This window comes from Thalassobacterium sedimentorum (assembly GCF_031127905.1).
In the GTDB taxonomy this organism is placed as follows: Bacteria; Verrucomicrobiota; Verrucomicrobiia; order Opitutales; family Coraliomargaritaceae; genus Thalassobacterium; species Thalassobacterium sedimentorum.
This window is the reverse complement of the sequence record NZ_JARXIC010000001.1, coordinates 131,839-156,330: the sequence shown is the minus strand read 5'-3', so window position 1 is coordinate 156,330 and position 24,492 is coordinate 131,839. Positions and strand designations below refer to the sequence as shown.

The following is a 24,492-nucleotide window of genomic DNA, read 5'->3' as shown; positions in this document are numbered from 1 at the left end:
TGATGCGGTATCTTTTTGGGGGGCTTGTACATAAGCCATTATAGCATCGCTTAAGTTGCGTCAGTGCTGTGCTTTTTGCATTGCAACATTAATCTTCATGGTTCACTGACTATTGTAATGGAAAAAGTTCGAATAGAAGATGTTGCTCAAATTGCTAAGGTTTCTCGTGCGACCGTCTCTAGAGTTATAAATGGGAGTCATTTAGTCGAGGCTGGAACAACCGAACGAGTCCGAAGGGTGATGGAGGAAGTTGGATATGTTCCATCAATGCGGCGCCCGGGGCCCAAGTCGAAGCATGCGCATGCTTCGCGGCTTACGAATGGCACGGTGGCTCTGATCACTATTGGTGCTACCTCTAATTTGCTGCAAGAACCGATTATGGTTTCGGTCATTGATAAGTTGCAAGAGTGCTGTCGGCATCGTCAACTTCACCTGCTTCTAGATCAAATGGCACATCCCGATGAGATTCCCTTTTGCGTCCAGGGGCAGCAGGTAGATGGTGCTATTTTGATGGTGGCGGGGCGTCCTCAATCTCAGAGGGAAGCGATTACCCGATTGGCAGAGATTTTACCATGTGTGCAGCTGTTTGCGCCGGGGCATTCGGTTGATACGGTTGATCATGCTACAACCAATGATGTGGCGGTCGGGGCGATGGCTTATCGCACTTTGCTTGATGAGGGCTGTCGCCAATTTGTGGCGGTGACTGCGAACCTTGATTTTCACGAAGCTTTGTTGGTGCGTGGACGCGCTTTTTTAGATCGCGCTCAGAATGATGAGCATCCTAGCTTTTGTTTCGCTAAAAAGATGGTACAAGGCCAAGCAGATCGAGTTTGGCCGAGCCCTCTTAGTGTTTTTGAACAGATGGCCGAGGTTGCTCAACAAATTTCTAAAATGGGTGCCTCAAAGAAGAATCCAATTGGAGTCTTTTTGACTCTTGAAGATCGCGCTAGCCAATTGCATAAAGCGCTTTGCCAAGAAGGTTTGCTGCAAAGTGGAGCTGTTAAATTGGTCATCGCAGGGTCGACGCCCTATTTCGTTGGGAATCTTTCACCTCGACCCTTTTTGATCGATCTTGGTTTTCGTGATATTATTCGTACCAGTATTGATCGTCTCATCTATCGTGCGTTGAACTTACCCTCAGATCGTTTAACCTTGCTGATCGCCCCCAAGTTAATTTTGCAAGAGTAAATTATTTTAGATGGCTCATCGTACCTGCATGACTGGTAAGTGGCATGTGAAGTGTGATGCGCTGACTCTTTTCGACCAGGCTAGGCATTGCGTCTCGTAATGCCGAATGAGGCTCGATAGGGTACAATCATCCCTAGGATGAGGCGGATCATGAACACGGTTGGAAGCCTTCCTTCCGAACTCATACTTTTTGTGGACCTTACCTTTGGCGATGCACAGCACCTGCGGATCGTGAAGGGAATTGAGCGGGTTCGACGGAACGGGACTTCGGTTTCATTAAAATGACCAGTTTTTCAGCGTTTAAGCGAGTTTACTGGTCGATTAAAAACAAATATATCTGCTGCATCAAGTTGATATATAGTTAGAGCATTCTGCATTTAAGTTGAATTAAAGCTGTACTTTCCTTGAGTTTTGCTTGATAAGCATGAGATGGGACGACCACTCAGCGAAGATCTGCGTAAACGCATCGTTAAAAAACGAGAAGAAGGCTACAGCGAAGCCGACGTCAGCCAGATGCTTGGCGTGAGCACCAGTAGTGTCTATCGTTTCTTCAGAAGGCAGCGTGAGTCTGGGGATCTCAAGCCGAAGAAGATGGGGCAGCCCGAAGGCTCGAAGCTCGATGCTCACAAAGCTCTCATTACCGGATGGGTTGAGAAGGCCCGTGGAGCCACTCTTGAGGAACTGACGGCACGCCTTGCTGAGGAAGTGGGCTTGCAGGTGCACCACACTACCGTGATGCGAGCCCTGTCCAGGTGGGGATATAGCTATAAAAAAACTCTCTACGCACGGGAGCAAAACCGCGATGACGTTCAAGAAAAACGCACACTCTGGAGGAAGCTTCAACAGAGCTGGGATCGCCGCAAGCTCGTGTTTATCGACGAGTGTGGGATCAACACCAAAATGACGCGTCTTTATGGACGCAGCCTGTCTTCTGAGCGCTGTATTGACTATGCCCCACACGGGCACTGGCACACCAACACGTTCATCGCAGCGCTGCGCCACGACCGAATAGACGCGCCTATCCTTTTCGACGGGCCGATGAACGCAGTGACGTTCCTGCAATACATCGAACAGATACTCGCCTCTACATTGAGCCCCGGGGACATCGTCATCTGCGACAACCTCTCCAGCCACAAAAGTTCGGAGGTGCGCGAAGCCCTCCAAGAGGTCGGAGCCGATATCATCTATCTGCCTCCTTATAGCCCCGATATGAATCCGATCGAGATGGTCTTTTCCAAAATCAAAGCCTACCTCAGAGCTCACCCTTCCGAATCCTTTGAACGGATCGTTCAAAGGTTGGCCGAGTCGTTGGATTCCTTCTCAGAAACAATCTGCTCAAACTTTCTTACGCATGCGAAATACTCATCTAACTAAATGCAGAATGCTCTAGTGTAGTGTCAGCGAAGTTCGCTACATATTTTCTGAACCTTCCCGAGGATTAGATCGGCGTCCGCAGTCCATTTGAATGGTTTCGGGTCTTCATTGTATTTTTCGATGAACGTGTAAATAGCCTCTCTTAGTGATTTAAGACTATTGAATGAAGCTCTGCGTATTTGCTTGTCGGTGATGATACCAAAGAAGCGCTCGACCTGATTGAGCCAGGAGCTGTAAGTTGGTGTGAAGTGGATGTGCCAGTGAGGGCGCTTCGCCAGCCATGCGTTCACTCGAGCGGCCTTGTGTGTGACGTAGTTATCCATGACCAAATGCACTTCATAGGGATCTACATCAGAGCGTTCAGGCAACGACTTCTCGACTTCCCTGAGGAAGGCGAGGAACTCACTGCTTCGGTGCCTTGAGTAGCATTTGCCCAGCACTTCGCCGGTTTTCACATTCAAGGCTGCGAACAGATTGAGCGTGCCGTGTCGCCAGTAGTCCCAGCTGCGCCTCTCGGGCTGTCCTGGCTTCATCGGCAATATCGGCTGGTTGCGCTCGAGTGCCTGAACCTGGCTTTTCTCATCGACACAAAAGACCAATGCGTTTTCCGGCGGACTCAGATACAGCCCTGTGACATCCCTGACCTTGTCGACGAAGTTCGGATCGGTCGAGAGTTGGAAGCTCTCGGTCTTGTGAGGTGCCAACCCGAAGGCTTTCCAAATGCGCGAGACGCTATCGTGCGATAAGCCGCAGCGCTTAGCCATCGAGCGTGTGCTCCAGTGGGTCGCATCTTCTGGCTTTTCTTCCAAAGTCATCGTCACGACCTGTTGCACTTGTTCGTCCGTAATGGTGCGGGGAGCGCCGCTGCGCGGCAACTCGCTGATTCCCTGCAAACGCTCTTTGGCGAACCGATTACGCCAAATGCCTACAGTATGCGCACACACTCCCAACTCCTGAGCGATCGCCTTGTTGGTGCAACCTTCATGCATGCGCATCAACGCTTTGGCTCGCCGCGCTTCCCCGTTCGGGATATTGCGACGCCTCAGCAGACTGCCAAGATAGTCCAACTCATCTTCATTCAGTTTAATCGGTAATACTTTGCGGCCTCGTCGTTCCATTCAAACGACGATGGTAACCGAAAACGGAAGTACAAGATTTAATGAATGAAACTTCGCTGACACTACACTAGATAGAGTTTTCCAAGAGGCGACTAAATCTGATTATTCAACAACTTATGCGTTTAGAATCCTCGTTTCCAAGACGTGATTGTATAATTTGGGTTGAATGCCGATTTTAGTTCAATCTGTTGACTGAGGGACTAGTTTGATTCGGAAGAATTGTGAGCTCAAGTTTGTCGGGATGGATAATTTGACTTCTTCCATTTCTGAATTGGATCCTGTGATAATTTCGCTTCCCCATTTAGATGATTGCCATTCTATTAAGTTCACAGATTCCTGAATGAGGTAGCTATTTTCATAACCGATACGTCTTTGGTAGATAAGATTGACTTGATCGTTTTTTACGAAGTTTAAATAGGGCAATCGATTGTTATCATTTCTGCCAATCTCACCATTGAAAGCCCATTCCATCGCTAGACTCAGCGCGTCGTGGTCTAGCTTAGAATTATCACTTAAGGCATCGTATCCATTCGCGTCTTTCCATGCACTATAGCTATCTGATTGTATTGCCTGTCTTGAATAAGTGATTGTCGGCAAAGTATTTGACCAGTTGATGAGGAAATTTTCTTTAGGCCCTTTCAGTGAAAATATTCCATTCTCAAGTAAAATGCCCGGGCCTTCAATGTCTGGCCAAGTTTGATCGAATGCGAGCGTTTCTCCATTGATTGTGACTGTTGGGAGATTGTTAATGACTCCAATCGAGTCCTCAGCTTGAGTGCTGTTGTAAGTGAGTGTTAACAGGTCGCCTTGCGAATCGGTATAGCTGGCATAAGGAGCGGGGTTGGGAGATGTATCCCAATTTAGGTTTATTTGATTTGTTTGAACTTGAGCGATGAAGGTTTCGAAATTTCCAAATTCGCTTTCAGTGCCAATTTCGAAAATGAATCCAGTTTGAAAATAGTCGCCTTGTTGCAGTCCATTTGCAAAAATCATTTTTCGATCCGTCTCTAAGTCTGGCATGCCTCCTGTCGTTAAGGCAAGGATTCCGATATAAACATCGGCTTCACGTAAGAAATACCACTTTCCATCAATTTGACCGTCGGATTCGTAGTCCCAGTCTGCTTTTACAATCTGGTCAATGTAATGATTGCTCTGACTCAGATTACTTGCCTGCCCAATCATTTGTGGCAGATAGATGACTCCATATTTGATTAAGTCTTGGGCGTGGTCATCTCGTTCGGCGATCCAATCGCTGCGGCCACGCTGCGGCCACGGATCCGCCATTGGTATGTTAAATAAAACAATTGCAGTGTTTTTGTCGTGAGCGATTTGCTGAAAGGGAGAGGCAGTTGAATAGGCCCAAGAGGCTCTTGCTGAGTCCGCACGCCAATAGGGGTGTCCACAGCTTAGACTGGCTAATTCATCGTCTAGGCTGTTCCACGCAATGCCGAAATTACTATGCTGCATGTAGTAGCCATCAGGCATAAACTTTGTGTAAGCTGTTCCAATCGAGTATTTTTCAGTGCGATAGACGCTGCGTAAAGTTGTGCGTGGCATTCTTTCGCTAATATGTGGATTGTGCACTACTGCGCTGCGTGTTTCGTAAGGGAAGGAGCTATCTGATGACCCGTTTGCGAGGTCTTGGGTGTAGGCTGCAGGACGATAATTACTGAGCGCACAGCCGATCAGAAACTCTTCGCTGAGAATGATATCATCGGGACGGTTCATTTGTCCGAAATAGAGCCAGGTTAAAAACTGGGCACTATTATTTTGAACCTTGTAGCCATTGACGAATTGCTTGCCACCAAATCGAGAATGGGGCTCGAGAATATATCCATTGTGCGCATTCAGAGCTAGATGCGTCAGGTGTAGATGGAGCATGGCTTCTGCGGCATCTTTGAGTTCTGGGTCTTCTGTGAAGTCGTAGAGATTAAGTAATGGCAGTATGTGCGTCTGTAAATAGTTAGGGGATAGGTATTCGCCCATGCCGCCTTCTTGAAAGCGGAATGCACCTTCAGCCAACAGCTTTGATTTGAGGATTCCCATGAACTCGGCTGTCGTGACTGTTCCATTGGAAACGGTGCCTGAATACCATTCTCCATCGAATTTCTGTGCAAGTAAGTAGGCATTGGTCCAACGCATCAGGTAGTGATTTTCTGTTCCGCCATCGCTAGCCCAGTTGCTGAAACTGCGAACTTTCGATTCGATTAGAGCTAACTGCTGTGGAGTAAAGCTGTCTCCAAAGGTATGGATGCCCCTGACTAGAGGGACCGGATAGAAAGTTTGCTTATCATTGTCGTTCCAATTGCTTTCACTTACAATAGTGTCATCTAAACTACTAGACAGGAATTCAAGTGAGTTCGCATCTGTACCAGCACTTTGGTAAAGCTTGATTAGAGCCAGCCAGCCATCGTTTTTTAGGTTGTTTCCGATGGTGGGCGAGTTCCATGACGACGATTCTAATATCCAGTCGCGTCGCTCACTTAGAATATCTGGCTCTGTTAGGGCATAGTTGGAAAGGCGTAAATTTGACACGGTCGTCATGGTCTGAACGTTTGCGTCAGTGCTCTCATATTGAAAGAACAGTTGGAAGGTTATCGGACTGCCGGTTTCCTTAAAATCTGGGAATCCAGAACTACCGTCGATACGCTTGAAGTCAGAGGCAACCAAATGATTGAGGGCAATATCGCGGGTGCTTCCTGCTTCAATCGTGACATATTCTCCCTTGCCCTGAGACCAATAACTATGTCCATCCTGAATGAGCCCAAGGCTGTAACTAGTGTTGGCATTTGAGGTGCATGTACTGCTGAAATCAAGATAGAGTAATTCTCCTTCATCACTGGGATTGTAAGTCGAGTTTTCAATGAGGACCGATTGTAGCACCTGCGAGTCTTCATCCATAGGTTGATAACTCATGGAAAAGGAAAAGTCTTCTAATGAGTCTTTGGGATCACCTTTTAAATATAGTGAAGCAGTGTATGCATCGACAGCACTGTTCCAGCTATCGCCGAGCGTGTAGTCTGTGGGCATTTCGACGGCATACAAGGCGAGGGCATTCAGGTAGCAGCGGTCGTCACTATATGGCATGAGATCTATCGTTTGTGACGCACTATCTGCAGTGAATGTGGACACGATGGAAACAGCATTCGAGATGTCTGCGCTGCGATTCCCTCCTGAGTAGAACTGATTGAAGTTCGCTGTGAATGGAACACCGCCTTGGCTAAATACCATATCTCTGCTGACTTCGTCTCCCGTATTGATGAGATGAAAGGTTTGTAAGCGGTAGCTTTGCCCAATCTTTAAGCCAGAGAAACTGAGTTGAATCCATCCAGTACTAAAACTAGAGAGAAAGTTAGAATTAAACAAATCAAAGGGATCGTCCAGCTCTGTGTTCTCATAGATATTAACGGCAATTCCATTATTTTGATCTCCACCAGGGTCAACACTGACAGTGAGGCTGACCCCATTTTGATTCTGAGTTTGGAAATTACCATAGCGGCCGCCTTTCTGAAAAACAACTTTGTTGATAGTTGTCGATCCGCTCCCTCCGTTACCAACATTCATTGCTAGTATGAGTTCGCCGGAATTCCAAAATTCCGCGCCACTGTCTGAGACTACTATTGGAGCCTCAGCTTGTGGACGAGCGGCATTAGCAGTCGCATACGTTAATGCGATCAACAAGGTTCCGATTAGATTTAATCGACTGCAAATCACCAAGCCAAAAAGCAGCAAAGACTTCATTGTCGAATTATTCTAGATTGCTCAAAGTGCGACATCAGAGGGCAATGGATCATAGGGTGGGTGAGGGACCTTCGGGATACGCATGCCGCCGCAGTTATATACCGTCGGGGGGCGGTCGCAGTGAACTCGTAAAACGGGCGCGAGTTCTGTTGGACTCTTAGGAGGTAAACCAAAGAAACGCACTGTATTGTCGTCATTTTGTTCGAATTGAACGGTGACTCCTGAGGGCAGCAATTCTGCCGATTCTACATGTGCATTTAGGCCTGCCAAGCCCCATGAATCGTCTGCCCATGAAGTCATGACTACGTATAGCTTATTTCCGCTCACGGTCATTGGTCCCTGAGAGCACCAGTCACCACGGTGGTCGTCACGAGTTTCTAGAGCAAAGGTGAATAAATCGGTATTTTCGAGCGCTTCGCCGCAGGAAGCTTTCCACTTACCGACCGCCTCAATTATTTCGACGGATGCTTGTGGAATAGAACCATCGCCCTTCGGACCAATGTTGAGTAGTAAGTTCCCTTTTCCAGAGGCCGCAGTGCAAAGTAAATGAATGACCTCTTTCGGTGATTTCCACATGTCATCACCTTTGTGGTAGCCCCAGTGCTCATTCAGGGTCATACAGCCCTCCCAAGGCTGCCAAGGACGTGGTGCTGACATGTGTTGCTCAGGTGTGCAGAAGTCGCCTTCAGCTCCGTTACGGGGATTAAATAGTAAATTTGGACGTATTTTTCGAAGCTTGGCATTCATTTCTTCACCCTGCCATCCATCGCCATCATACGGCCACCATCCATCATACCAGAGTATATCAAAATCATAGTTACGTACCAATTCTTCGACACGATGATGCGTGCGCTCTATAAATTGATCATAAGCATCTTTGTCTTCCAGGGCATCGACTGCGTCAGGTTTATGAAACCAGTCATTTAGACTATGATACATCCCCACATAGAGTCCATGCTTGCGAGCCGCTACAATCAGTTCGTCGACTAAGTCACGCTGGCAGTAATTCCATGAATTGAAATCCGTAGTTTCTGTTTTATATAGACAAAATGCTTCATGATGCATCGAAGTTAGAATGATATAACGCATGCCTCCCCGTATTGCTAGTTTGCAGATTTCATCCGCGTTGAATTTATCGGCAGTGAATCTTTCAGCCAATTTTCTCATGGCCTGGGATGGAATTCGCTCTCGGTTCATGACCCACTCTCCACGCTCAAGTAAGCTGTAGAGTCCGTAATGAATAAACATTCCATAGCGAAGTTTAGCAAAATCCTCTCCATTTTTTAGAGGGGCACATGTTGATACTGTTGTCATATATATATACTTAATTGAAAGCATGCATTATAACATACACTATCTGCGCTTCACCATGTCTGATTGCTAGGTCTGATACTTTATTAACACAGTAATTTCGCGATTCTGTGCAGTCTGCTGAGTTGGTTTGTCTCAGTGAGAGCTTGAATGAAGTGTTTATTGAGACTGAATATGCTCCTACAATTTAGAATCGACTCTGACCTTTTAATTTTTGTTCTTTACGCTGCGAATGCTAATGGCTTACGGGATAAAAAAATAGCGCATTCGAATTAGATCGAATGCGCTACGTCAAAAGTTTAGAGATTTCTTTGCTTACTCTTCGTCATCATCGCTGGATTCCAGCTTTGGAGCGTCTGTAACGTCACCGAAAATACCACCTGCCGAGATACGATTGTTTTTGCGGTGTTGGTTCTTTTCATGCTCCGCTTGGCCTTCTACGGAGTAGCGAGCAAAGGGGACTGCGGTGAGACGTGCCGCTGGGATTGGTTTTTCTGTGATTTCGCAAACTCCGTAGCTGCCGTCTTTGATTCGAAGTATGGCCGCTTCAATTTCATTGAGGGCATCTTGCTCGCTCGATACTAGGCTAAGTGCAAAGTCACGATCGAAGGTGTCGCTGTCAGAATCGGCTTGATTGCCGTAACTGGAATCGCCCGAATCATCACGAGAGGTGTGATTGAGCGTGTCGGCGGTGTGTAGATTTATTTCGTCGCTTACGTGTGCGCGTAGTTCAATTAATAAATCGTAGTATTTTTTCCACTTTTGCGGAATTTCACTTTCACCAAGTTCAGTGGTTTTCTTTTTTTCGCCTGGATTGAAACCTAATATATCGGCGAGTGATGCCGCACCTAATACGCGCTTTTCAACTGGTTGATCATCGACAATGACTTTCTTGGTCGGTTGCACTTTGGGGGCCGGGGCGACTTTCTTCGGGGCTTCTTCCTGTTTGGATATTTGAGACTTTTTGGCTGCCATTAATTCTTCCACATCGTCGAGGGAAAATACGATTGGCGTCGATTTTTTGTTGGCAGCTGCACCTTCACGGGAAACCACCGCTTTTTTTAAAGTTTTAACCTCTTTAGACTTTTCGGTGGAGTCTGTATGGGCTTCAGCATTTGTAGTCTTTTTATTGGTAGGCATGATTATTAAATATTCAGAGATAGATGTTTGAAATTGTGACTGGTTGATTAAATGGATTTGAGTGCTTCGGCACAGCGGGCTGATACGGCTCCCCAGCGTTCAGTCTCGACGAGCTCTGGCACCCAGCGCCAGCTGCGAGGGCAGCGGACTCCATCGGCATGAGCGACTTCGATCTCGAGCTCGCTAACCTCTTGAGATTCGATCAAGCTGACCTCTGAAAGGATGAAGAGTTCCGCTAAGTCGGCTTCGTATTTTTTGAGCCGAGCAAATTCGGCATCATTTGAGTTGCCAGTAATGATTGCTTTGGCGTCGAGGCTTTGACCGATTGTTTTCTGTTGGCGCAGTGCTTCCAAGCGGTCGTTAAGTTGTGTTGAGAGGAAGCTACGTAGAGCCCGAATGTCGCTTGCGGTTTCGGCGTCATCCCAAGTGCTATCCACTACTGGCCAGTCGGTGAGTGCAATTGCTTGATCGCCAAAGTCGCTGTCGTTTTGTGCATAGCTCCAAGCTTCGTCAGCAGTGAAGGGCACTAAGGGGGCAATCAAACGCGTGAAGACAGAGAAGATGATATGGATCGCTGTCTGGGAAGAGCGTCGAAGTGGATCGTTCGGGCTACGGGTGTAGAGTCGGTCCTTTAATACGTCGTGATAGGTTGCCGAAAGGGTGTTGGCTACGAATGGATCAATGAGATCTTTGAATGCCCGGTGGAATTCGTAGGCATCGTAAGCTTCGGTGACTTTACGCACTAGTTGAGCCAGTTCATTGAGGGCCCACTTGTCGAGGGCGTTGAGCTGGTCGAGTGGCACGGCATCTCGAGCGACATCGAAATCGTGTAAGTTGCCAATTTGGAATCTTAAGGTGTTGCGTAGATTGCGGTAGTTGTTGGCCACATTCTTTACGATTTTGTCGGAGACGGGCACATCGCCACGATAGTCCTGCGAGCAGATCCATAGGCGAATGATGTCGGCACCGTAACCGGCGATCCATTCGTTCAATGGGCGGGCGGCGCCGTCGCTCTTGGAGAGCTTGGTGCCATCTTCCTTTACGATAAAACCGTGAGTCAACAGATTCTTGTAGGGGGCTGCCTTATCTGCAATAACGGATGTCCATAGTGAGCTTTGAAACCAGCCGCGGTGTTGGTCGGATCCTTCCAAGTAGAGATCGGCTGGCCATTTCAGGTTGGGACGTTTTTGCAGCACTGCACGATGGCTGGAGCCGGAGTCGATCCACACGTCGAGTGTGTCGGTGCCGCACTTGAGCTTGTCGGCGCTTGGCCAGTCTGCGGGCAGTTGGATGCCATCGAGGATTTCGGCAGCTGTTTGTTCGAACCAAAGATTGGTGCCGGAGCTGGCCACTTTCTTGGAAATTGCGCGAATGACATCGGCATCGATGTAAGCGCCACCGTCTTCGTCGTAAAAGGCTGGGATCGGGACGCCCCAAGTGCGCTGGCGGCTGATGCACCAGTCGGGACGGTTTTCAACAGCGGCACGGATGCGGTTTTCACCCCAGCTTGGGATGAAGTTGACTTGGTTGAGTGATTCGAGCGCACGTGCGCGGTCGCCATTCTTGTCGAGCGCGACGAACCACTGGTCCATTGCACGAAAGACGACGGGAGTCTTCGAGCGCCAGCAGTGTGGGTAGCTGTGCTTGATCTTCTTTTTGGCGATGAGTGACCCGTTGCCAGCAATGATCTTGAGCACGCCGAGATTCGCGTCCGAAGGTTTGCCATTACCAGTTTCAAGTACCGAGAGGCCGACGAGATCGGCTGGTACCTGACCGTCGTCTACGTAACAACCCTTGTCATCCAAGGGGCAATATACTTCCAGCCCATTATTGATACCTGTGATATAGTCATCCAAACCGTGTCCAGGTGCCGTGTGCACGCAGCCCGTGCCGCTTTCGGTGGTCACATACTCAGCGAGTAGGATCGGAGAGGCGCGGTCGATAAATGGGTGGCGGGCTTCGAGTTTTTCCAGCTGTGAGCCTAGATATGTGGCTACAGTCTCGACGCCTTCGAGCTTACACTCGTTCGTTACGGAATCCAGCAAAGGTGTGGCGACGATTAGTGTGCCGTGCGCCTGTGTCTTGATCGCAGAATACTCGATGTTCGGGTGTACCGAGACCGCGAGATTGGCAGGCAGCGTCCAGGGAGTGGTGGTCCAGATCAGAATCGAGCTATCTTCGTCGGGTAGATCCAGTTGGGTACGTGCTGCCTCGCTGAGGCGTAGTTTTACGAAAATCGAGATACTGGTGTGGTCCTTGTATTCGATTTCGGCTTCTGCAAGCGCGGTGGCGCAGGGGATCGACCAGTACACTGGTTTTTTGCTGCGATAGACGATGCCTTGTTCCACAAAATTTGCGAAAGTTTCCAGTTCGGCGGCTTCGTATTCGGGGTGGATCGTCCAATATTCGTTGGCCCAGTCGGCAGTCACGCCCAGGCGTTCGAACTGCTCGCTTTGGATGAGGCGATACTTGTCAGCAAATTTGGCGCAGGCTTTACGCACTTCCAGTGGAGTGTAATCGGTGCGTCCAGAGTCTTGTAATTCGCGAGACACTTTGTGTTCAATTGGCAGGCCGTGGCTGTCCCAACCTGGAATGTAGGGCGCGTTGTAACCAGCCATCCACTTGTATCGTAAGATGGTGTCTTTCAAGGTCTTATTTAACGCATGCCCCAGATGCAGGTCGCCGTTAGTGAAGGGCGGGCCGTCGTGTAGGATGAAGCTTTCACCCTCACTGTTTTTAGCCTGGATCTGATCGTAGAGACCGATTTTCTTCCAGTGATTTATTCGCTTAGGTTCGCGCTCCACTAAGTTACCCCGCATGGGGAAATTCGTTTGTGGGAGGTTGAGCGTATCTTTGAGGTCTTGCGCCATAATATTAGACCGGAGGCCGTTGAAAAGCGCGGCAGTGTGGTTTTTTGCTTCCTCAAGTCAAGCACTCAGAATTTTCTCGCCGCAGTTTCTTGAAATCCCTTTCCTGCCCAGCTGTCAGGCCTACTATTTTTGTCGCCAGTCAATCGTTACTTATGCTTCTCGCACTCATCAATCTGCCTTTTTCCGAACTTCACCTTTTCTGGTTGTTGCTATGTCTGATGTTGGGCTTTGTTGCCCTCACTTATGGGGGCGATATCTTGACTGGTGGGGCGGCGTCGATTTCGAGCAATTTAAAGATCGACCCGATCGTGGTGGGATTGACGGTCGTTTCGATCGCCACCTCGATGCCTGAGATGGCGACCTCGCTGATGGCTGCGAAGGACAATCCAGAGATCGCACTCGGCAACATTTTGGGCAGTAATATTGCCAATGTTGGCTTGATTTTGGGAATAGCCGCAATCATCGCTCCGCTGAAGATTGAATTGCGTATGATTCAGCGAGAGGTGCCCATCCTGATCGGAGTCACTGTGATTTTTGGTTTATTTGCGATGGGAGGCGGCTTTCACAAGCTGGAGGGCCTCATTTTGCTGGTTTTGACGGTGGTCTATCTGGTGTACGTCGTCCGCAGTGCGAAGTCCAAGGATTCGGAGAGCGCGATTCAGGAGTTTGCAGAAGGGGCCCAAGAGTTTGCCGGGCGTTCGACGAAGGTGGCTGTCATTTTAATCCTGATCGGAGCCGCACTGCTTGCTTTGGGCGCCGATGTGCTGGTGGGAGCGTCGGTTGAGATGGCGATGCGGATGGGAGCCAGTGAGATGTTTGTCGGATTAACGATTGTGGCGATCGGCACCAGCTTGCCGGAATTGGCGGCCTCGGTGTCGGCTGTGCGGGCGGGACATGGTGATATCTGTGCGGGAAATATTGTCGGTTCGAACTTGTTTAATATTCTCCTTATCGGTGGTGGCGTGTCCGCGATTACGGGTATGGATGTGCATTATCACTTGCTGCTGGTAGAGTTCCCGGCATTAGTTTTGCTTTCAGGACTGCTACTATGGTTCTTTAAGAGTGGTCATATAGTTTCCCGCCGTGAAGGTGTGGCCTTGCTTTTCATCTACTTCGGCATTCTTTCTCTTTCCGCACTTTCGCAGTTCGGTTATTTCTTCTAAAAAAATTCCGAATTCTTAATTTCTAATTCTTAATTGAAAATAATGTCTGAAAAACAAAAGCCTGTCGTCCTCATCATCCGTGATGGTTGGGGAGCCAATCATGATGCATCCTACGATGCTTACAACGCCGTCAAGCTGGCAAAGACTCCGGTTGCAGATCGTTTGACTGCGGAGTATCCGCGCACTGAGATTGCCGCCTGTGGTCTTGCTGTGGGGCTGCCCGAAGGCATTATGGGAAACTCCGAAGTCGGGCACCAGAACATCGGCGCGGGTCGTGTCGTCGATCAGGAGTTGGTCCGTATTAACAAGGGGATCGAAACCGGTAGCGTCAAAGACAGCCCGGCGCTCAAGTCGGCCTTTGATAATGTGCGCGCCAAAGGTTCTGCACTGCATTTCATGGGCCTTGTCTCCGATGCGGGTGTCCACTCGATGTTGGACCACCTCTACGGCCTCTTGAAGATCGCTAAAGAAGAAGGCATCGAAAAGGTGTACCTTCACGCTTTCACCGATGGTCGCGACACCGGGCCTTTCTCGGGGAAGCAATTCATTTCCGAAGTGGAAGCACAGATGAAAGCGATCGGAGTGGGGCAGATTGCCAGCATCGCTGGTCGCTATTGGGCGATGGACCGCGATAACCGCTGGGATCGCGTGCAGCGTGCCTACGATTGCATCACTGGGCGTGAGATTGCCCGCAGTGCAGTCAGTGCTGATGCTGCGATTCAATTACAATACGATTCTCCGGAGACTGAAGGCACCAAGGGCGACGAATTTTGCCCGCCCACCGCGATTGTCGATTCGGATGGCCAGCCGATTGCTGCCGTGCAAGACGGTGACTCGGTGATCTTCTTTAACTTTCGTGGTGACCGCCCACGTGAACTTACACGCGCTTTCATTCAAGACGATTTCAAGGAATTTGAACGTGGGCCAAAGCCCGATGTCTTCTTTGCAACTCTTAGTGAGTATCAAAAAGGACTCTGCCCTAATATCGTCTTTCAAAAGCCTGCCAAGATGAAGGACATTTTGGGCGGTTACGTTGCGGATCAGGGGATCAATCAATTCCGTTGTGCGGAAACCGAAAAATTCCCGCACGTAACGTTCTTCTTTAACGACTATCGTGAAGAGCCGTTCCCCGGTGAAGACCGTGAATTGGTGCCAAGCCGTAAGGATTGCGCGACTTATGACGAAAAGCCAGAGATGTCTGCTTATGGAATTCGTGACGCTTCAGTGGAGGCGATCAAGTCAGGTAAATATGGTCTCATTGTAATCAACTTTGCGAATCCTGACATGGTCGGCCACACGGGTGTATTGGATGCTTGTATTCAGGCCTGTGAAATCGTCGACGGTTGCGTGGGAGATCTACTGGCTGCGATTGATGAAGTGGGGGGCTCTGCCGTCATCACTGCGGACCATGGCAACTCCGATCAACTCTGGAATCATGACAGTAACGGTCCACACACCGCACATACGCTGAATCCGGTTGAAGTCGTTGTTTACAGTGAGAAGTATAAGAACGCCGAACTGCTGGACTCTGGTGCGCTGGGCGATATCGCACCGACTTTGCTCAAGCTGATGGAATTACCACAGCCAGAGGCGATGACGGGCCATTGCTTGATTAAGTAAAGCCACTATGAAAATTACATCAGCCCGTTTTATCGGATGCGCCGTCGATCTTGAAGACTGTCCTCCCTCTAGTTTACCAGAATTTGCCTTTGTGGGGCGCTCCAACGTGGGCAAGTCCTCATTGGTGAACATGCTGGCAGAGGTCAAAGGCTTGGCCAAGACGTCCGGCACACCCGGTAAAACGAAGCTGATTAATTTTTTTAGAATCAATGATCACTGGACGCTGGTTGATTTGCCCGGTTACGGATTCGCGAAAGTTTCCAAGGCCAAGCAAGCAGAGTTTAACCAGCAAGTAAGTGGCTATCTGACCGGCCGTGAGAATTTGAAGCAAGTGTTTGCTTTGCTGGATTCACAGCTTGAGCCGCTGGATACCGACTTAGCCTTTATCGATTGGTTGCAGCAGTGCGAGATTCCATACTCGATTATCTTTACCAAAACGGATCGTAGCGCGGATAACAAAGTCATAAGCCACGAGGTCCAACTGCTGAAAGCGCTTGAAGACTACGGCCTTAAGCCAAATGAAATTTTCAAGTGCAGTGCGAAGACCAAGCGGGGGCGCGGTGCGATTATCAATTGGATCGAAGGGCAGTTGCCCAAGAAGCCCAAAAAGAAAGCCGGTAAGCCCATTCAGCTCGGCTGGATGAAAAAGTAAATCAATTAGCGCGAGCGAAACTGTTGTGGCGAAAGGGCGACCCGTTGCTTAAATTGTTTGGAGAAGGTAAAGGCGTCGGCGTAGCCCAGTTGGTCGGCAATTTTATTGATCGGCAGATCGGTGGTTTCCAGCAGTGTGCAGGCATTTTCAATGCGCACCTGGATTCGAAATTCGCCGGGACTGATGTGATACGCGCTACGGAAAAGGCTTCGCAGGCGTGAGTAGCTCAGCCCGATATCCGATAAGAGTGCTTCAATACTGCATTTTTGTGCTGCTTGCGAGCGGATGATTTCACGTGCGTGCTTGAGGCGATCTACGTGGGGCGTATCTGCGTAGCGGTTTTCTTGAGCGCTGGCCAGCACGCGTCGGATCAAGGCCGCAATTTCGAATTCTATGGAGCTGATCTCGGTGGGGGTGTCAGCCTTGCGAATCAATTCCATCAGACCGTGGATGCGAGTCGGGATGTTTTCTGTCATCCCCATTTCAAAACGTACCTGGTGCGGACGTATCAGTTCCAATTGCTGGAAGATGTGGTACCACTCTGAACGCAGAGAAACAAAGCACTCGTGCCATTGACTGTCGGGGTCGATAGTTCCGGTGTGCGAGCGATCGGGGAAACGAAAAAAGACATCGCCTTGCCGCAGTTCAAACTGATGGCCCAGGCTATCATGGTAGGTACCACGGCCTCTAAGCACATATACCATGGCGAGTCGGTCATAGTGCTCATCGCAGACGTCTTCCGTCTTGCCGGATTTATTTAGAAAACCGCAACTCAAGCCCTGAGAGAACGACTTGACTGCGCTCCCGCGGTACATCGTATCCTGAATCAACCATTTTTCGTGCACATGCATAGTAGTGCTAATCAAAAATGACATGTGATTAGTCATGCAAGCTATTCCCGTTTGCGCCCGAAGCTGTTATTGTGTCTGCATGCCTTTACCCTCCATTGATTCTATTCTTGGTAAAACTTTTCAACAGCCAGAACTGACTGGTATCAATCGTGTGCCGATGCGCGCGACGCAGGTATCGTTTCCAAGTGCCAAGGAGGCGCTCAGTCAACCACGTGAGGCATCGCCTTGGTGGCGTTCTTTGGATGGCAGTTGGCGCTTTTTGTATCGCGAATCGCCGGAGGAGTTACCCGCGGGCATTGAGACGTTGGCCTTGGAGAGTGACGAGTGGGGGGATATTCCCGTGCCGGGGATGTGGAGTTTTCATGGCTATAGTTATCCACATTACACTAATGTAAAAATGCCCTTTCGCGAGGAGCCTCCCTTTACGCCGGAGCGCAATCCGACAGGCGTGTATGCCCGAAGCTTTGAGGTCGATCCCAGCTGGCAGGGGCGTCGTGTGGTGCTGCATTTCGGTGGGGTGGAAGGCGTCCTGCAGCTGTATTTGAACGGCAAATTCTTAGGCATGAACAAGGACTCCCGCCTGCCTTCGGAGTATGACATTACCGAGCGTGTGTTATGGGATCAGTCGAATAGGCTGACAGCCGTGGTGATCCAATACAGTGACGCCAGCTTTGTGGAAGACCAGGATCAATGGCGCCTCGGCGGGATTCATCGTGAAGTGGCGCTCTATTCCACTGATCGTATTTATATAGAAGATGTGTTTGCTCGCACGGATTACGATCCGGCCTCCGGTGAGGGCCAATTAGATCTCTCGGTGCGGGTAGAGATGGGCGCTGTGCCGCAAGAGGGCTGGTCCGTGGATTGGCAGCTATTCGATGATGCCGGTGCATCGGTATCAGGAGATGTGCGGACTGAGTCGGTGGTGACGGAACGCGCGCATCTATTACACTGGCCGCGTGTCGGCGTTCAAGTGGCGGAAACATTGGCTGCGGTCCAGCCATGGTCAGCCGAGCTACCACAGCGCTATCGGCTTGTTGTTAGCTTGCGTTCTGCTGCTGGTGAAACGGTAGAAAGCACCGCAACTTGGATCGGCTTTCGACGTGTCGAAATCAAGGACCGCCAGCTCTTGATCAATGGTAAGGCGGTACTGATCAAGGGAGTGAATCGCCATGACCATTCAGATACCGAGGGTAAAGTAGTCTCTGAGGACCTGATGCGTAAAGACCTCGAAGTGATGAAGGCTTTTAACGTGAATGCAATTCGCACCGCGCATTATCCCAACGACTCTAAGTTTTATGATCTCTGCGATGAGTATGGCTTCTATGTTGTGGATGAGGCCAATATTGAGACGCACGATTTTCATAATCAAATTTGCCAAGACAAGCGCTATTTAAATGCCTTTGTGGAGCGCGGCATGCGTATGGTGATGCGGGATAAAAACCATCCCAGTATCATTATGTGGTCACTTGGCAATGAGTCCGGCTATGGAGCCAATCACGACGCGATGGCAGGCTGGATTCGTCAATACGACCCGAGTCGTGTGTTACATTACGAGGGGGCCATTTCGCGTGGTCAAAGCCATGCCGAATGGGATCAAGGGCATGCGGCCACTGACATTATCAACCCCATGTATCCGCAGGTACAGGAGCTGATTGATTGGGTGGAAACGGTAAAGGACCCACGGCCCGTCATCCCTTGCGAGTATTCGCATGCGATGGGGAATAGTAATGGATGCTTAAAAGAATACTTCGACGCCTTCGAGCAATATGAGGGGCTACAAGGCGGCTTTATTTGGGAGTGGATTGATCATGGTTTGAAGGAAACTGCTGCGAATGGTGAAGAGTATTGGGCTTACGGTGGGGATTACGGCGACACGCCAAACGATGCCAATTTCATTGCCGATGGTCTGGTGTGGCCGGATCGTCAACCACATCCAGCGTTATTTGAATTCAAAAAACTCGCTCAGCCGCTTGCCGTTGAGCCGCAAGGAGCGCTGTCGACTCGCTATACGATTCGTTCCAAGCAAGATTTTCGCAGTCTGGACTATCTAGTGGCAGAGTGGACACTTGCCGGCGATGGGGAGACTTTGGCGACGGGAAGTTTCAGTTTGCCGGGCATTGCAGCCGGTGAATCCTTAGATATTGAACTCGCCGATATTTCCGAACATCAGCAAACATTTGAGGGGGCATTGCTCACGCTGCATTTCTCCTTCAAGTTGATTGATGCCGAGGGCTTGCTGCCTGCTGGACACGAGCTTGCTTGGGAGCATTTTGTACTTCATGAAAGTCCGCTTGCGACTGCGGCCGATTTACCTTCCGTTCTTCAGCCAGAGATTACTGAAGGTCGCCTTCAATTGGCTGGGGCGGGATTAGTGGCTGAAATTTCACGTGAAAATGGGCAATTGCTCTCGCTGAGAGGCGAAGCAGGGGCTGTATTGGCGAGCCCCTTACAGGTCACTTGGTGGCGAGCGGGGACCGATAATGACGGCATTAAATTATGGGATGGTCAGGATCAGAAACCACTCATGCGGTGGAAAACAGCTGGTTTACAGCAGACAACACAATCTCTGCTTAGGCAAGCGGTGCTACCAGATGGTACGATCGAATCGACCTTTAATTTGAAGACTCCTGGGCATCAGAATGCTGGCAAATTAAGACAGTGCGTACGTCTGACCGCGCTGGGCTTGTTGGTTGAGAACGAGCTCAGTTGTAGTCTTGATTTACCGGATTTGCCTCGGATTGGGCTGCAATTTGCACTTGTGCCCGGATTTGAACAGGTGAGCTATTGTGGCAATGGTCCTTATGAAAACTATCGCGACCGAAAAGCGGGTGTTTGGCTAGATCGTTTTGAGACTCAGGTTACGGCTATGCATGTTCCATACATTATGCCACAGGAATGTGGCAATCGTTCTGAGGCGCGTGATTGCAGGTTTCGGAATGAGACCAGTGGTATCACCATCTGTGTGAAAGCAGTGGATCAACACTTCGAGTTTAAGGCGAGTCATTATACGGATGCTGACTTATTCGCTGCGACTCATACATGTGAATTAATGACACGGCCAGAAACATACGTCTCCATCGATCACCTGCAACGCGGATTAGGAACTATGAGTTGCGGTCCTGACACTTTAGAGCAGTACAAAATTTATCCAGGCACTTACAAATGGTCCTTTATGATTTCACTGGAGCAAGACTAAGATTCGTTGCGCTGCAAACTGCTGAGTCAATTAACTCAGCAGTTTGCAGTAATGAGTGGTCAAGCAATGGTTTAGGCTGTGGTGAATTCAGTTTTGGATTTCACCTCATCGGTGATTTTGACTACGGCGACAGCTTGCTGGATTGAAATGGGATAGGGAATGTCTTTCTTGATCGCAAGATAGAGAGCCTCCCAGATTGAGTGCATGTCTATAGGTTTACTGGGGGCGACTTTTATGTGTTCTTCAATCCAGTTAATTTCCTCTTGGTCGGCATAGGCATTTTGCACGCCACCACTTAGAGGCGGGGTGCCGGAAAATGCCTCGTTCTGCTTAAATACCTGTCCAGATTGTATGTATTTGAGATGAATGTCACTGCCCTGGCACGTGAGTGCGCCGAGTGAGCCGAAGAGAGTGTACTCATTCTGCGGCAAAGCCGCACCTCCGCTAATCTCCAAGTCTACAACACAGCCGTCTTCCCCCTTGAAAACTATTTTTAAGTGATCTTCTGCATTGCCTAAAGCCACTGTTTTCTTTAGGTCGCTCCACATTTCTACGACTTTATAGTCCAGGAATTGTAAGGCGTGGTCGATCAGGTGGGGACCCCAATTGTTCAGTTGTCCGCCACCGCACTCGATGAGAGTTTGCCAATCGTTACGTCGTTGAAAGCTATGACGACAGAGTTTAATTTCATAGACTTTACCCAGGATTCCGGATGCTACGATTTCTTTGATATGATTAAAGGGGGCTTCGAAGCGTCTATTATGGCGGGAGTAGAGCTTACCCGGATAAGCTTGATCTAATTCTAGTATCTTGCGACCCTCTGCATAAGTTAGCGCGATGGGTTTCTCTAGAAACGCATATTTGCCTGCAGCTAAGGCTTTTTCACAATGAGTGACATGGTCAGGAGAGCGGGTCGCGATGGAAATTAATTCGACTTCTGGATCATTCAGAAAGGCATCTGCATCGGTGTAAGTCCTGGCTCCATATTTTGTTTCCAGGATACGATTTCGCTCTAGATCTAAATCGTATCCAGAATGTATTGTAAATAATTGAGGGTAGAGGGCTAATTCGCTTGCGTGCATGTTAAGCCCTGCGCGCCCCAATCCCCAAATTCCGACTTTAATTTGATCAGTCATATTCACTATTATCTGATACAATTGCTCGCTAGAGTAAAGATCAAGAAACTGTCGTCATGATTTAGTGTGTGTGTACGCTTTGCTAGGTTGTCGTCTTGTACGGAAGGAGCGTAGTTTGCGAGTTACCAGGTGTCCAATTGAGCAACGTGAGAGGCAGGTATTCGCGATATAGCCAAAATCTGAGCGTTATTGTTTTTATTTTATTTATGTTTTAGGAAGAGTGTGGTTGAAATTCAAATTTGTATGTAATGTCTATTGTTCAGGACGACATTCTTTTATTCCCCTACAGTTGATTTTAATTATGCTACAACCATCATGGCTTAAAGATGCAGTCATCTATCAAATTTACCCTCAGAGTTTTCAGGATAGCAATGGAGACGGTATTGGTGACTTACCTGGGGTTATTCAGCGTTTGGACTATTTACAGAGTTTGGGCATCAATACTATTTGGCTGAACCCATGCTTTGATTCTCCCTTTGGAGATGCGGGTTATGATGTAAGAGATTTCTACCGTATTGCATCACGTTATGGCGAGGAGAGTGATTTTGTTGATTTAGTGAGTGCTGCGCATGCACGAGGGATACGTGTTATTTTGGATCTGGTGGCTGGGCATACTTCAATGGATCATGCTTGGTTTATTACAGAAGCGAATGATCCTCATAGCGAAGATGCGAATCGTTATATCTGGATAAACCGAGATTTTGATCCGAAGCACGGTCCTGTTCAGGGAGATTTTGTATCCAATTTCTTTTGGTATCAGCCAGCTCTAAACTTTGGCTATGCCGAACCTCAGGAGAGTTGGCAGGATCCTATCGATGCGCCTGGACCAAAGAAGAATCGTGCAGAGTTGCGCAAGATTCTTGCCTATTGGTTTGAACTCGGATGTGACGGATTTCGCGTGGACATGGCTGGGTCGTTGGTTAAGCCGGAAGGAACTCCAGCTTCAATTCAGGCCACAAAGGCAATTTGGCAAGAGATTCGTGCATGGATGGATCAAGCATATCCAGATCGTGTTTTGATGTCTGAGTGGAGCTGTCCTAGCCGTGCAATAGATGCTGGGTTTCACCTGGATTTTATGCTTCACTTTAATGCGCCAGGGTATTCTTCGCTCTTTTTTAATGGTAACGGCACTTTGCCCCCACCTGAAGGTCAGACTCACTGTTATTTTGATGCTGCTGGTGAAGGAAATTATCAGGTGTTTCAGCTGTCTTATGAGGAGCAACGTGCGGCGACTCGAGGCAGAGGCTTGATTACGTTGCCTGTTGGGTGTCATGATTTCCAACGCTTGCGTTGTGAGCCTCGTGGTTGGGAGGAGCTGCGTTGCGCGTGGGTATTTTTTATGACCCAAGCGGGACCCCCGACAATCTATTATGGTGAGGAAATCGGGATGCGCTATGTGGATGGAACAGTGGCTAAGGAGGGTTCCACTTTAGATGGAATCATCGCCGTCAATGCGGGGACGATTGGCATGGGGGAGCGCTCAGGCACACGAACTCCGATGCAGTGGGATACTTCTCCGAATGCTGGTTTTTCCAGTGCTTCAGCCTGTGAACTATATTTACCATTGGATCCCGATCCTCAGCGGCCTACTGTGGCAGATCAAGAGCAAGATCCTGATTCGTTGCTGCATTTTGTACGTTCGCTAATTCGTTTACGTCAATCTCGATCAGCATTGGGCACGGATGCGTCGATTCGTTTTGTGCGTTTGAAGCCGGGGCAGGAGTATCCGATGATCTATGTGCGCGAGTTTGAGGCACAGCGTTGCTTAATTGTTTTGAACCCAAGCCAATGTGTTCAGGTATGCGAATTGCCGCTGGATCTGACTGGTGGGAACTTCCTATTGAACCAGGGCTGTGAGCGGCAGGGATCGCTGCAGTCGTTACGTATCAATCCATTTGGATACGCAATTATTGATATAGAGTAATAAGTAGCTTGATATGGCGAAAAATGCTCAGAGCTTTGTTGCCAATGCAGGGCAATGGAGACTGGCCCTGCGCAGCAAGTTACAAGGCTAGTATAAATTCAAAGGCTGCATCGTTCGCACCTGGCAGTGTTTCATGGCCGAAATCAGGGTAGAGGAGATATGATTTCGGTGCCGTAATGGCGTTGTAAGCAGCGAATTGAGTGGAGGGGGGGCAAATGTTGTCTAATTGTGTGATGCTCATTAGGACTTCGCCTTTGATGTGGGCGGATAAGTGGCTGACGTCGATGTAGCCTAATTTTTCAAATATCGCGTCTTCACGTTTATGTAGCGGGTCAAAGCGACGGAAATAGTCTCTCAAACCTACGTATGCATTTTGGTCTAAATCCATCTCCCAAACACGTTTATAATCACTTAGAAAGGGGAATTGTGAGTAGACACGTTTGATTCGTGGTTCGAGGGCTCCACAGGCCAATGCCAAGGCACCACCTTGGCTTCCGCCGGATGCGGCAACTCTATTGGCGTCGACAGTATCCATGCCCATGATGATGCGTGCCAGAAGCGCTGTATCTAGAAACACGTTTCGATAGTAGAGTTTTTCCGGGGCGTCATCGAGTCCTTTTATGATGTGTCCATGCAGTGTGTTGCCTTTAGTGGAAATAGCATCTTCTGATAGTCCACCTTGTCCGCGGCAATCCAAACCGGCGACAGTGAAGCCTGCTGCAACGTAGGGGAGCATCTCAATCCAGCTTGGAGCTGATCCGGAATAACCATGAAAGAGTAGCAGAGCTGGTCCTGGTTCTTTAGCAGGTTTAATTGGTGTTGCTAGGCGTGCATGAACGCGCGCTCCTCCTGTTCCGGTGAAATGCATCGAGCGACATTGCGCATAGGGTGCTTTGAAATCGACTTCTGTGAAGCTGATTTCCGGCTCGAGTGCCTCTAGCTCTTGTATGCCATTTTTCCAAAATGCCTCAAAGTTGGCCGGCTTAGGAGTGGAGGTTGTGTATTGAACTAGCTGCTCAAGAGGCTGATCTAAGACTGGCATAATGATGGAAGGATTATGATGTGTGATATGGGGGAAATAGGTTTACTAGGAAAATTAGTTCCAGCCCATATTTCGCTTGCTTTCAATCGTATTTCTTAAATGGCAAACATTTATTTCGATTACCTATGAACAGATTAGTATTCCTGATTGTTGCATGGGTTGCCCA

15 protein-coding genes are annotated in these 24,492 nt (G+C 48.9%); 7 read left to right on the top strand and 8 right to left on the bottom strand.

All coding sequences use genetic code 11. The annotated features are described in order from the left end of the window. Positions 1 to 117: 117 nt before the first annotated feature. The gene (locus tag QEH59_RS00545; protein ID WP_308983401.1) at positions 118 to 1,188 is read left to right on the top strand and encodes a LacI family DNA-binding transcriptional regulator; all 1,071 of its coding nucleotides are present in this window, start codon (positions 118 to 120) and stop codon (positions 1,186 to 1,188) included. A 429-nt stretch (positions 1,189 to 1,617) separates the two neighbouring features. Then, a complete protein-coding gene (locus QEH59_RS00540; protein WP_308983400.1) occupies positions 1,618 to 2,562 on the top strand; it encodes an IS630 family transposase in 945 nt (314 codons plus the stop codon). Between the two features lie 23 nt (positions 2,563 to 2,585). Here QEH59_RS00540 and QEH59_RS00535 read toward each other — a convergent pair whose 3' ends face one another. The 5 genes from QEH59_RS00535 to ileS form a co-directional block, all read right to left on the bottom strand. Continuing rightward, positions 2,586 to 3,680, bottom strand: coding sequence for an IS630 family transposase (locus QEH59_RS00535; protein WP_308983399.1), 1,095 nt, complete (start codon positions 3,678 to 3,680; stop codon positions 2,586 to 2,588). Positions 3,681 to 3,860: 180 nt separating this feature from the next. Next, entirely contained in the window at positions 3,861 to 7,421 is a 3,561-nt protein-coding gene (locus tag QEH59_RS00530) for a hypothetical protein (RefSeq protein WP_308983398.1), read from the bottom strand. 21 nt (positions 7,422 to 7,442) lie between these two features. Further along, positions 7,443 to 8,735, bottom strand: coding sequence for an alpha-L-fucosidase (locus QEH59_RS00525; RefSeq protein ID WP_308983397.1), 1,293 nt, complete (start codon positions 8,733 to 8,735; stop codon positions 7,443 to 7,445). 312 nt (positions 8,736 to 9,047) lie between these two features. Then, positions 9,048 to 9,872 (bottom strand): TraR/DksA family transcriptional regulator, encoded by an 825-nt coding sequence (locus QEH59_RS00520; protein ID WP_308983396.1) that lies wholly within the window; start codon positions 9,870 to 9,872, stop codon positions 9,048 to 9,050. A 47-nt stretch (positions 9,873 to 9,919) separates the two neighbouring features. Beyond that, positions 9,920 to 12,742, bottom strand: a complete 2,823-nt coding sequence (gene ileS / locus QEH59_RS00515) for an isoleucine--tRNA ligase (RefSeq protein WP_308983395.1) — start codon at positions 12,740 to 12,742, stop codon at positions 9,920 to 9,922. A gap of 152 nt (positions 12,743 to 12,894) precedes the next feature. On the opposite strand from ileS, the gene QEH59_RS00510 reads away from it, so the two are divergent. Genes QEH59_RS00510 through yihA form a run of 3 tightly spaced genes read left to right on the top strand, consistent with a single transcriptional unit; the run spans position 12,895 to position 16,177 of the window. Further along, positions 12,895 to 13,905 carry a calcium/sodium antiporter gene (locus QEH59_RS00510; RefSeq protein ID WP_308983394.1) on the top strand — a complete coding sequence of 337 codons (1,011 nt, stop codon included), beginning with the start codon at positions 12,895 to 12,897 and terminating at the stop codon, positions 13,903 to 13,905. Positions 13,906 to 13,947: 42 nt separating this feature from the next. Further along, entirely contained in the window at positions 13,948 to 15,525 is a 1,578-nt protein-coding gene (gene gpmI, locus QEH59_RS00505; protein ID WP_308983393.1) for a 2,3-bisphosphoglycerate-independent phosphoglycerate mutase, read from the top strand. Positions 15,526 to 15,532: 7 nt separating this feature from the next. Continuing rightward, the gene (gene yihA, locus QEH59_RS00500) at positions 15,533 to 16,177 is read left to right on the top strand and encodes a ribosome biogenesis GTP-binding protein YihA/YsxC (protein WP_308983392.1); all 645 of its coding nucleotides are present in this window, start codon (positions 15,533 to 15,535) and stop codon (positions 16,175 to 16,177) included. 5 nt (positions 16,178 to 16,182) lie between these two features. Here the strand turns inward: yihA and QEH59_RS00495 are convergent, their stop codons facing one another. Beyond that, positions 16,183 to 17,052, bottom strand: a complete 870-nt coding sequence (locus tag QEH59_RS00495) for a helix-turn-helix transcriptional regulator (protein ID WP_308983391.1) — start codon at positions 17,050 to 17,052, stop codon at positions 16,183 to 16,185. Positions 17,053 to 17,107: 55 nt separating this feature from the next. Between QEH59_RS00495 and QEH59_RS00490 the strand changes: the two genes are divergently transcribed. Then, positions 17,108 to 20,224: a glycoside hydrolase family 2 TIM barrel-domain containing protein gene (locus tag QEH59_RS00490; protein WP_308983390.1), complete on the top strand. Its 3,117-nt coding sequence runs from the start codon at positions 17,108 to 17,110 to the stop codon at positions 20,222 to 20,224. A 71-nt stretch (positions 20,225 to 20,295) separates the two neighbouring features. On the opposite strand, the gene QEH59_RS00485 is transcribed toward QEH59_RS00490, so the two are convergent. Further along, positions 20,296 to 21,360, bottom strand: a complete 1,065-nt coding sequence (locus tag QEH59_RS00485) for a Gfo/Idh/MocA family protein (protein WP_308983389.1) — start codon at positions 21,358 to 21,360, stop codon at positions 20,296 to 20,298. Between the two features lie 301 nt (positions 21,361 to 21,661). Between QEH59_RS00485 and QEH59_RS00480 the strand changes: the two genes are divergently transcribed. Continuing rightward, entirely contained in the window at positions 21,662 to 23,284 is a 1,623-nt protein-coding gene (locus tag QEH59_RS00480; RefSeq protein ID WP_308983388.1) for an alpha-amylase family glycosyl hydrolase, read from the top strand. Between the two features lie 79 nt (positions 23,285 to 23,363). Here QEH59_RS00480 and QEH59_RS00475 read toward each other — a convergent pair whose 3' ends face one another. Beyond that, positions 23,364 to 24,326 carry an alpha/beta fold hydrolase gene (locus tag QEH59_RS00475; RefSeq protein WP_308983387.1) on the bottom strand — a complete coding sequence of 321 codons (963 nt, stop codon included), beginning with the start codon at positions 24,324 to 24,326 and terminating at the stop codon, positions 23,364 to 23,366. Between the last annotated feature and the right edge of the window lie 166 nt (positions 24,327 to 24,492).

Bases quoted from the DNA above. Each gene is read 5' to 3' on its own strand.
- QEH59_RS00545 (WP_308983401.1), top strand. From the start codon at position 118: ATGGAAAAAGTTCGAATAGAAGATGTTGCTCAAATTGCTAAGGTTTCT.
- QEH59_RS00540 (WP_308983400.1), top strand. From the start codon at position 1,618: ATGGGACGACCACTCAGCGAAGATCTGCGTAAACGCATCGTTAAAAAA.
- QEH59_RS00535 (WP_308983399.1), bottom strand. From the start codon at position 3,680: ATGGAACGACGAGGCCGCAAAGTATTACCGATTAAACTGAATGAAGAT.
- QEH59_RS00530 (WP_308983398.1), bottom strand. From the start codon at position 7,421: ATGAAGTCTTTGCTGCTTTTTGGCTTGGTGATTTGCAGTCGATTAAAT.
- QEH59_RS00525 (WP_308983397.1), bottom strand. From the start codon at position 8,735: ATGACAACAGTATCAACATGTGCCCCTCTAAAAAATGGAGAGGATTTT.
- QEH59_RS00520 (WP_308983396.1), bottom strand. From the start codon at position 9,872: ATGCCTACCAATAAAAAGACTACAAATGCTGAAGCCCATACAGACTCC.
- ileS (WP_308983395.1), bottom strand. From the start codon at position 12,742: ATGGCGCAAGACCTCAAAGATACGCTCAACCTCCCACAAACGAATTTC.
- QEH59_RS00510 (WP_308983394.1), top strand. From the start codon at position 12,895: ATGCTTCTCGCACTCATCAATCTGCCTTTTTCCGAACTTCACCTTTTC.
- gpmI (WP_308983393.1), top strand. From the start codon at position 13,948: ATGTCTGAAAAACAAAAGCCTGTCGTCCTCATCATCCGTGATGGTTGG.
- yihA (WP_308983392.1), top strand. From the start codon at position 15,533: ATGAAAATTACATCAGCCCGTTTTATCGGATGCGCCGTCGATCTTGAA.
- QEH59_RS00495 (WP_308983391.1), bottom strand. From the start codon at position 17,052: ATGTCATTTTTGATTAGCACTACTATGCATGTGCACGAAAAATGGTTG.
- QEH59_RS00490 (WP_308983390.1), top strand. From the start codon at position 17,108: ATGCCTTTACCCTCCATTGATTCTATTCTTGGTAAAACTTTTCAACAG.
- QEH59_RS00485 (WP_308983389.1), bottom strand. From the start codon at position 21,360: ATGACTGATCAAATTAAAGTCGGAATTTGGGGATTGGGGCGCGCAGGG.
- QEH59_RS00480 (WP_308983388.1), top strand. From the start codon at position 21,662: ATGCTACAACCATCATGGCTTAAAGATGCAGTCATCTATCAAATTTAC.
- QEH59_RS00475 (WP_308983387.1), bottom strand. From the start codon at position 24,326: ATGCCAGTCTTAGATCAGCCTCTTGAGCAGCTAGTTCAATACACAACC.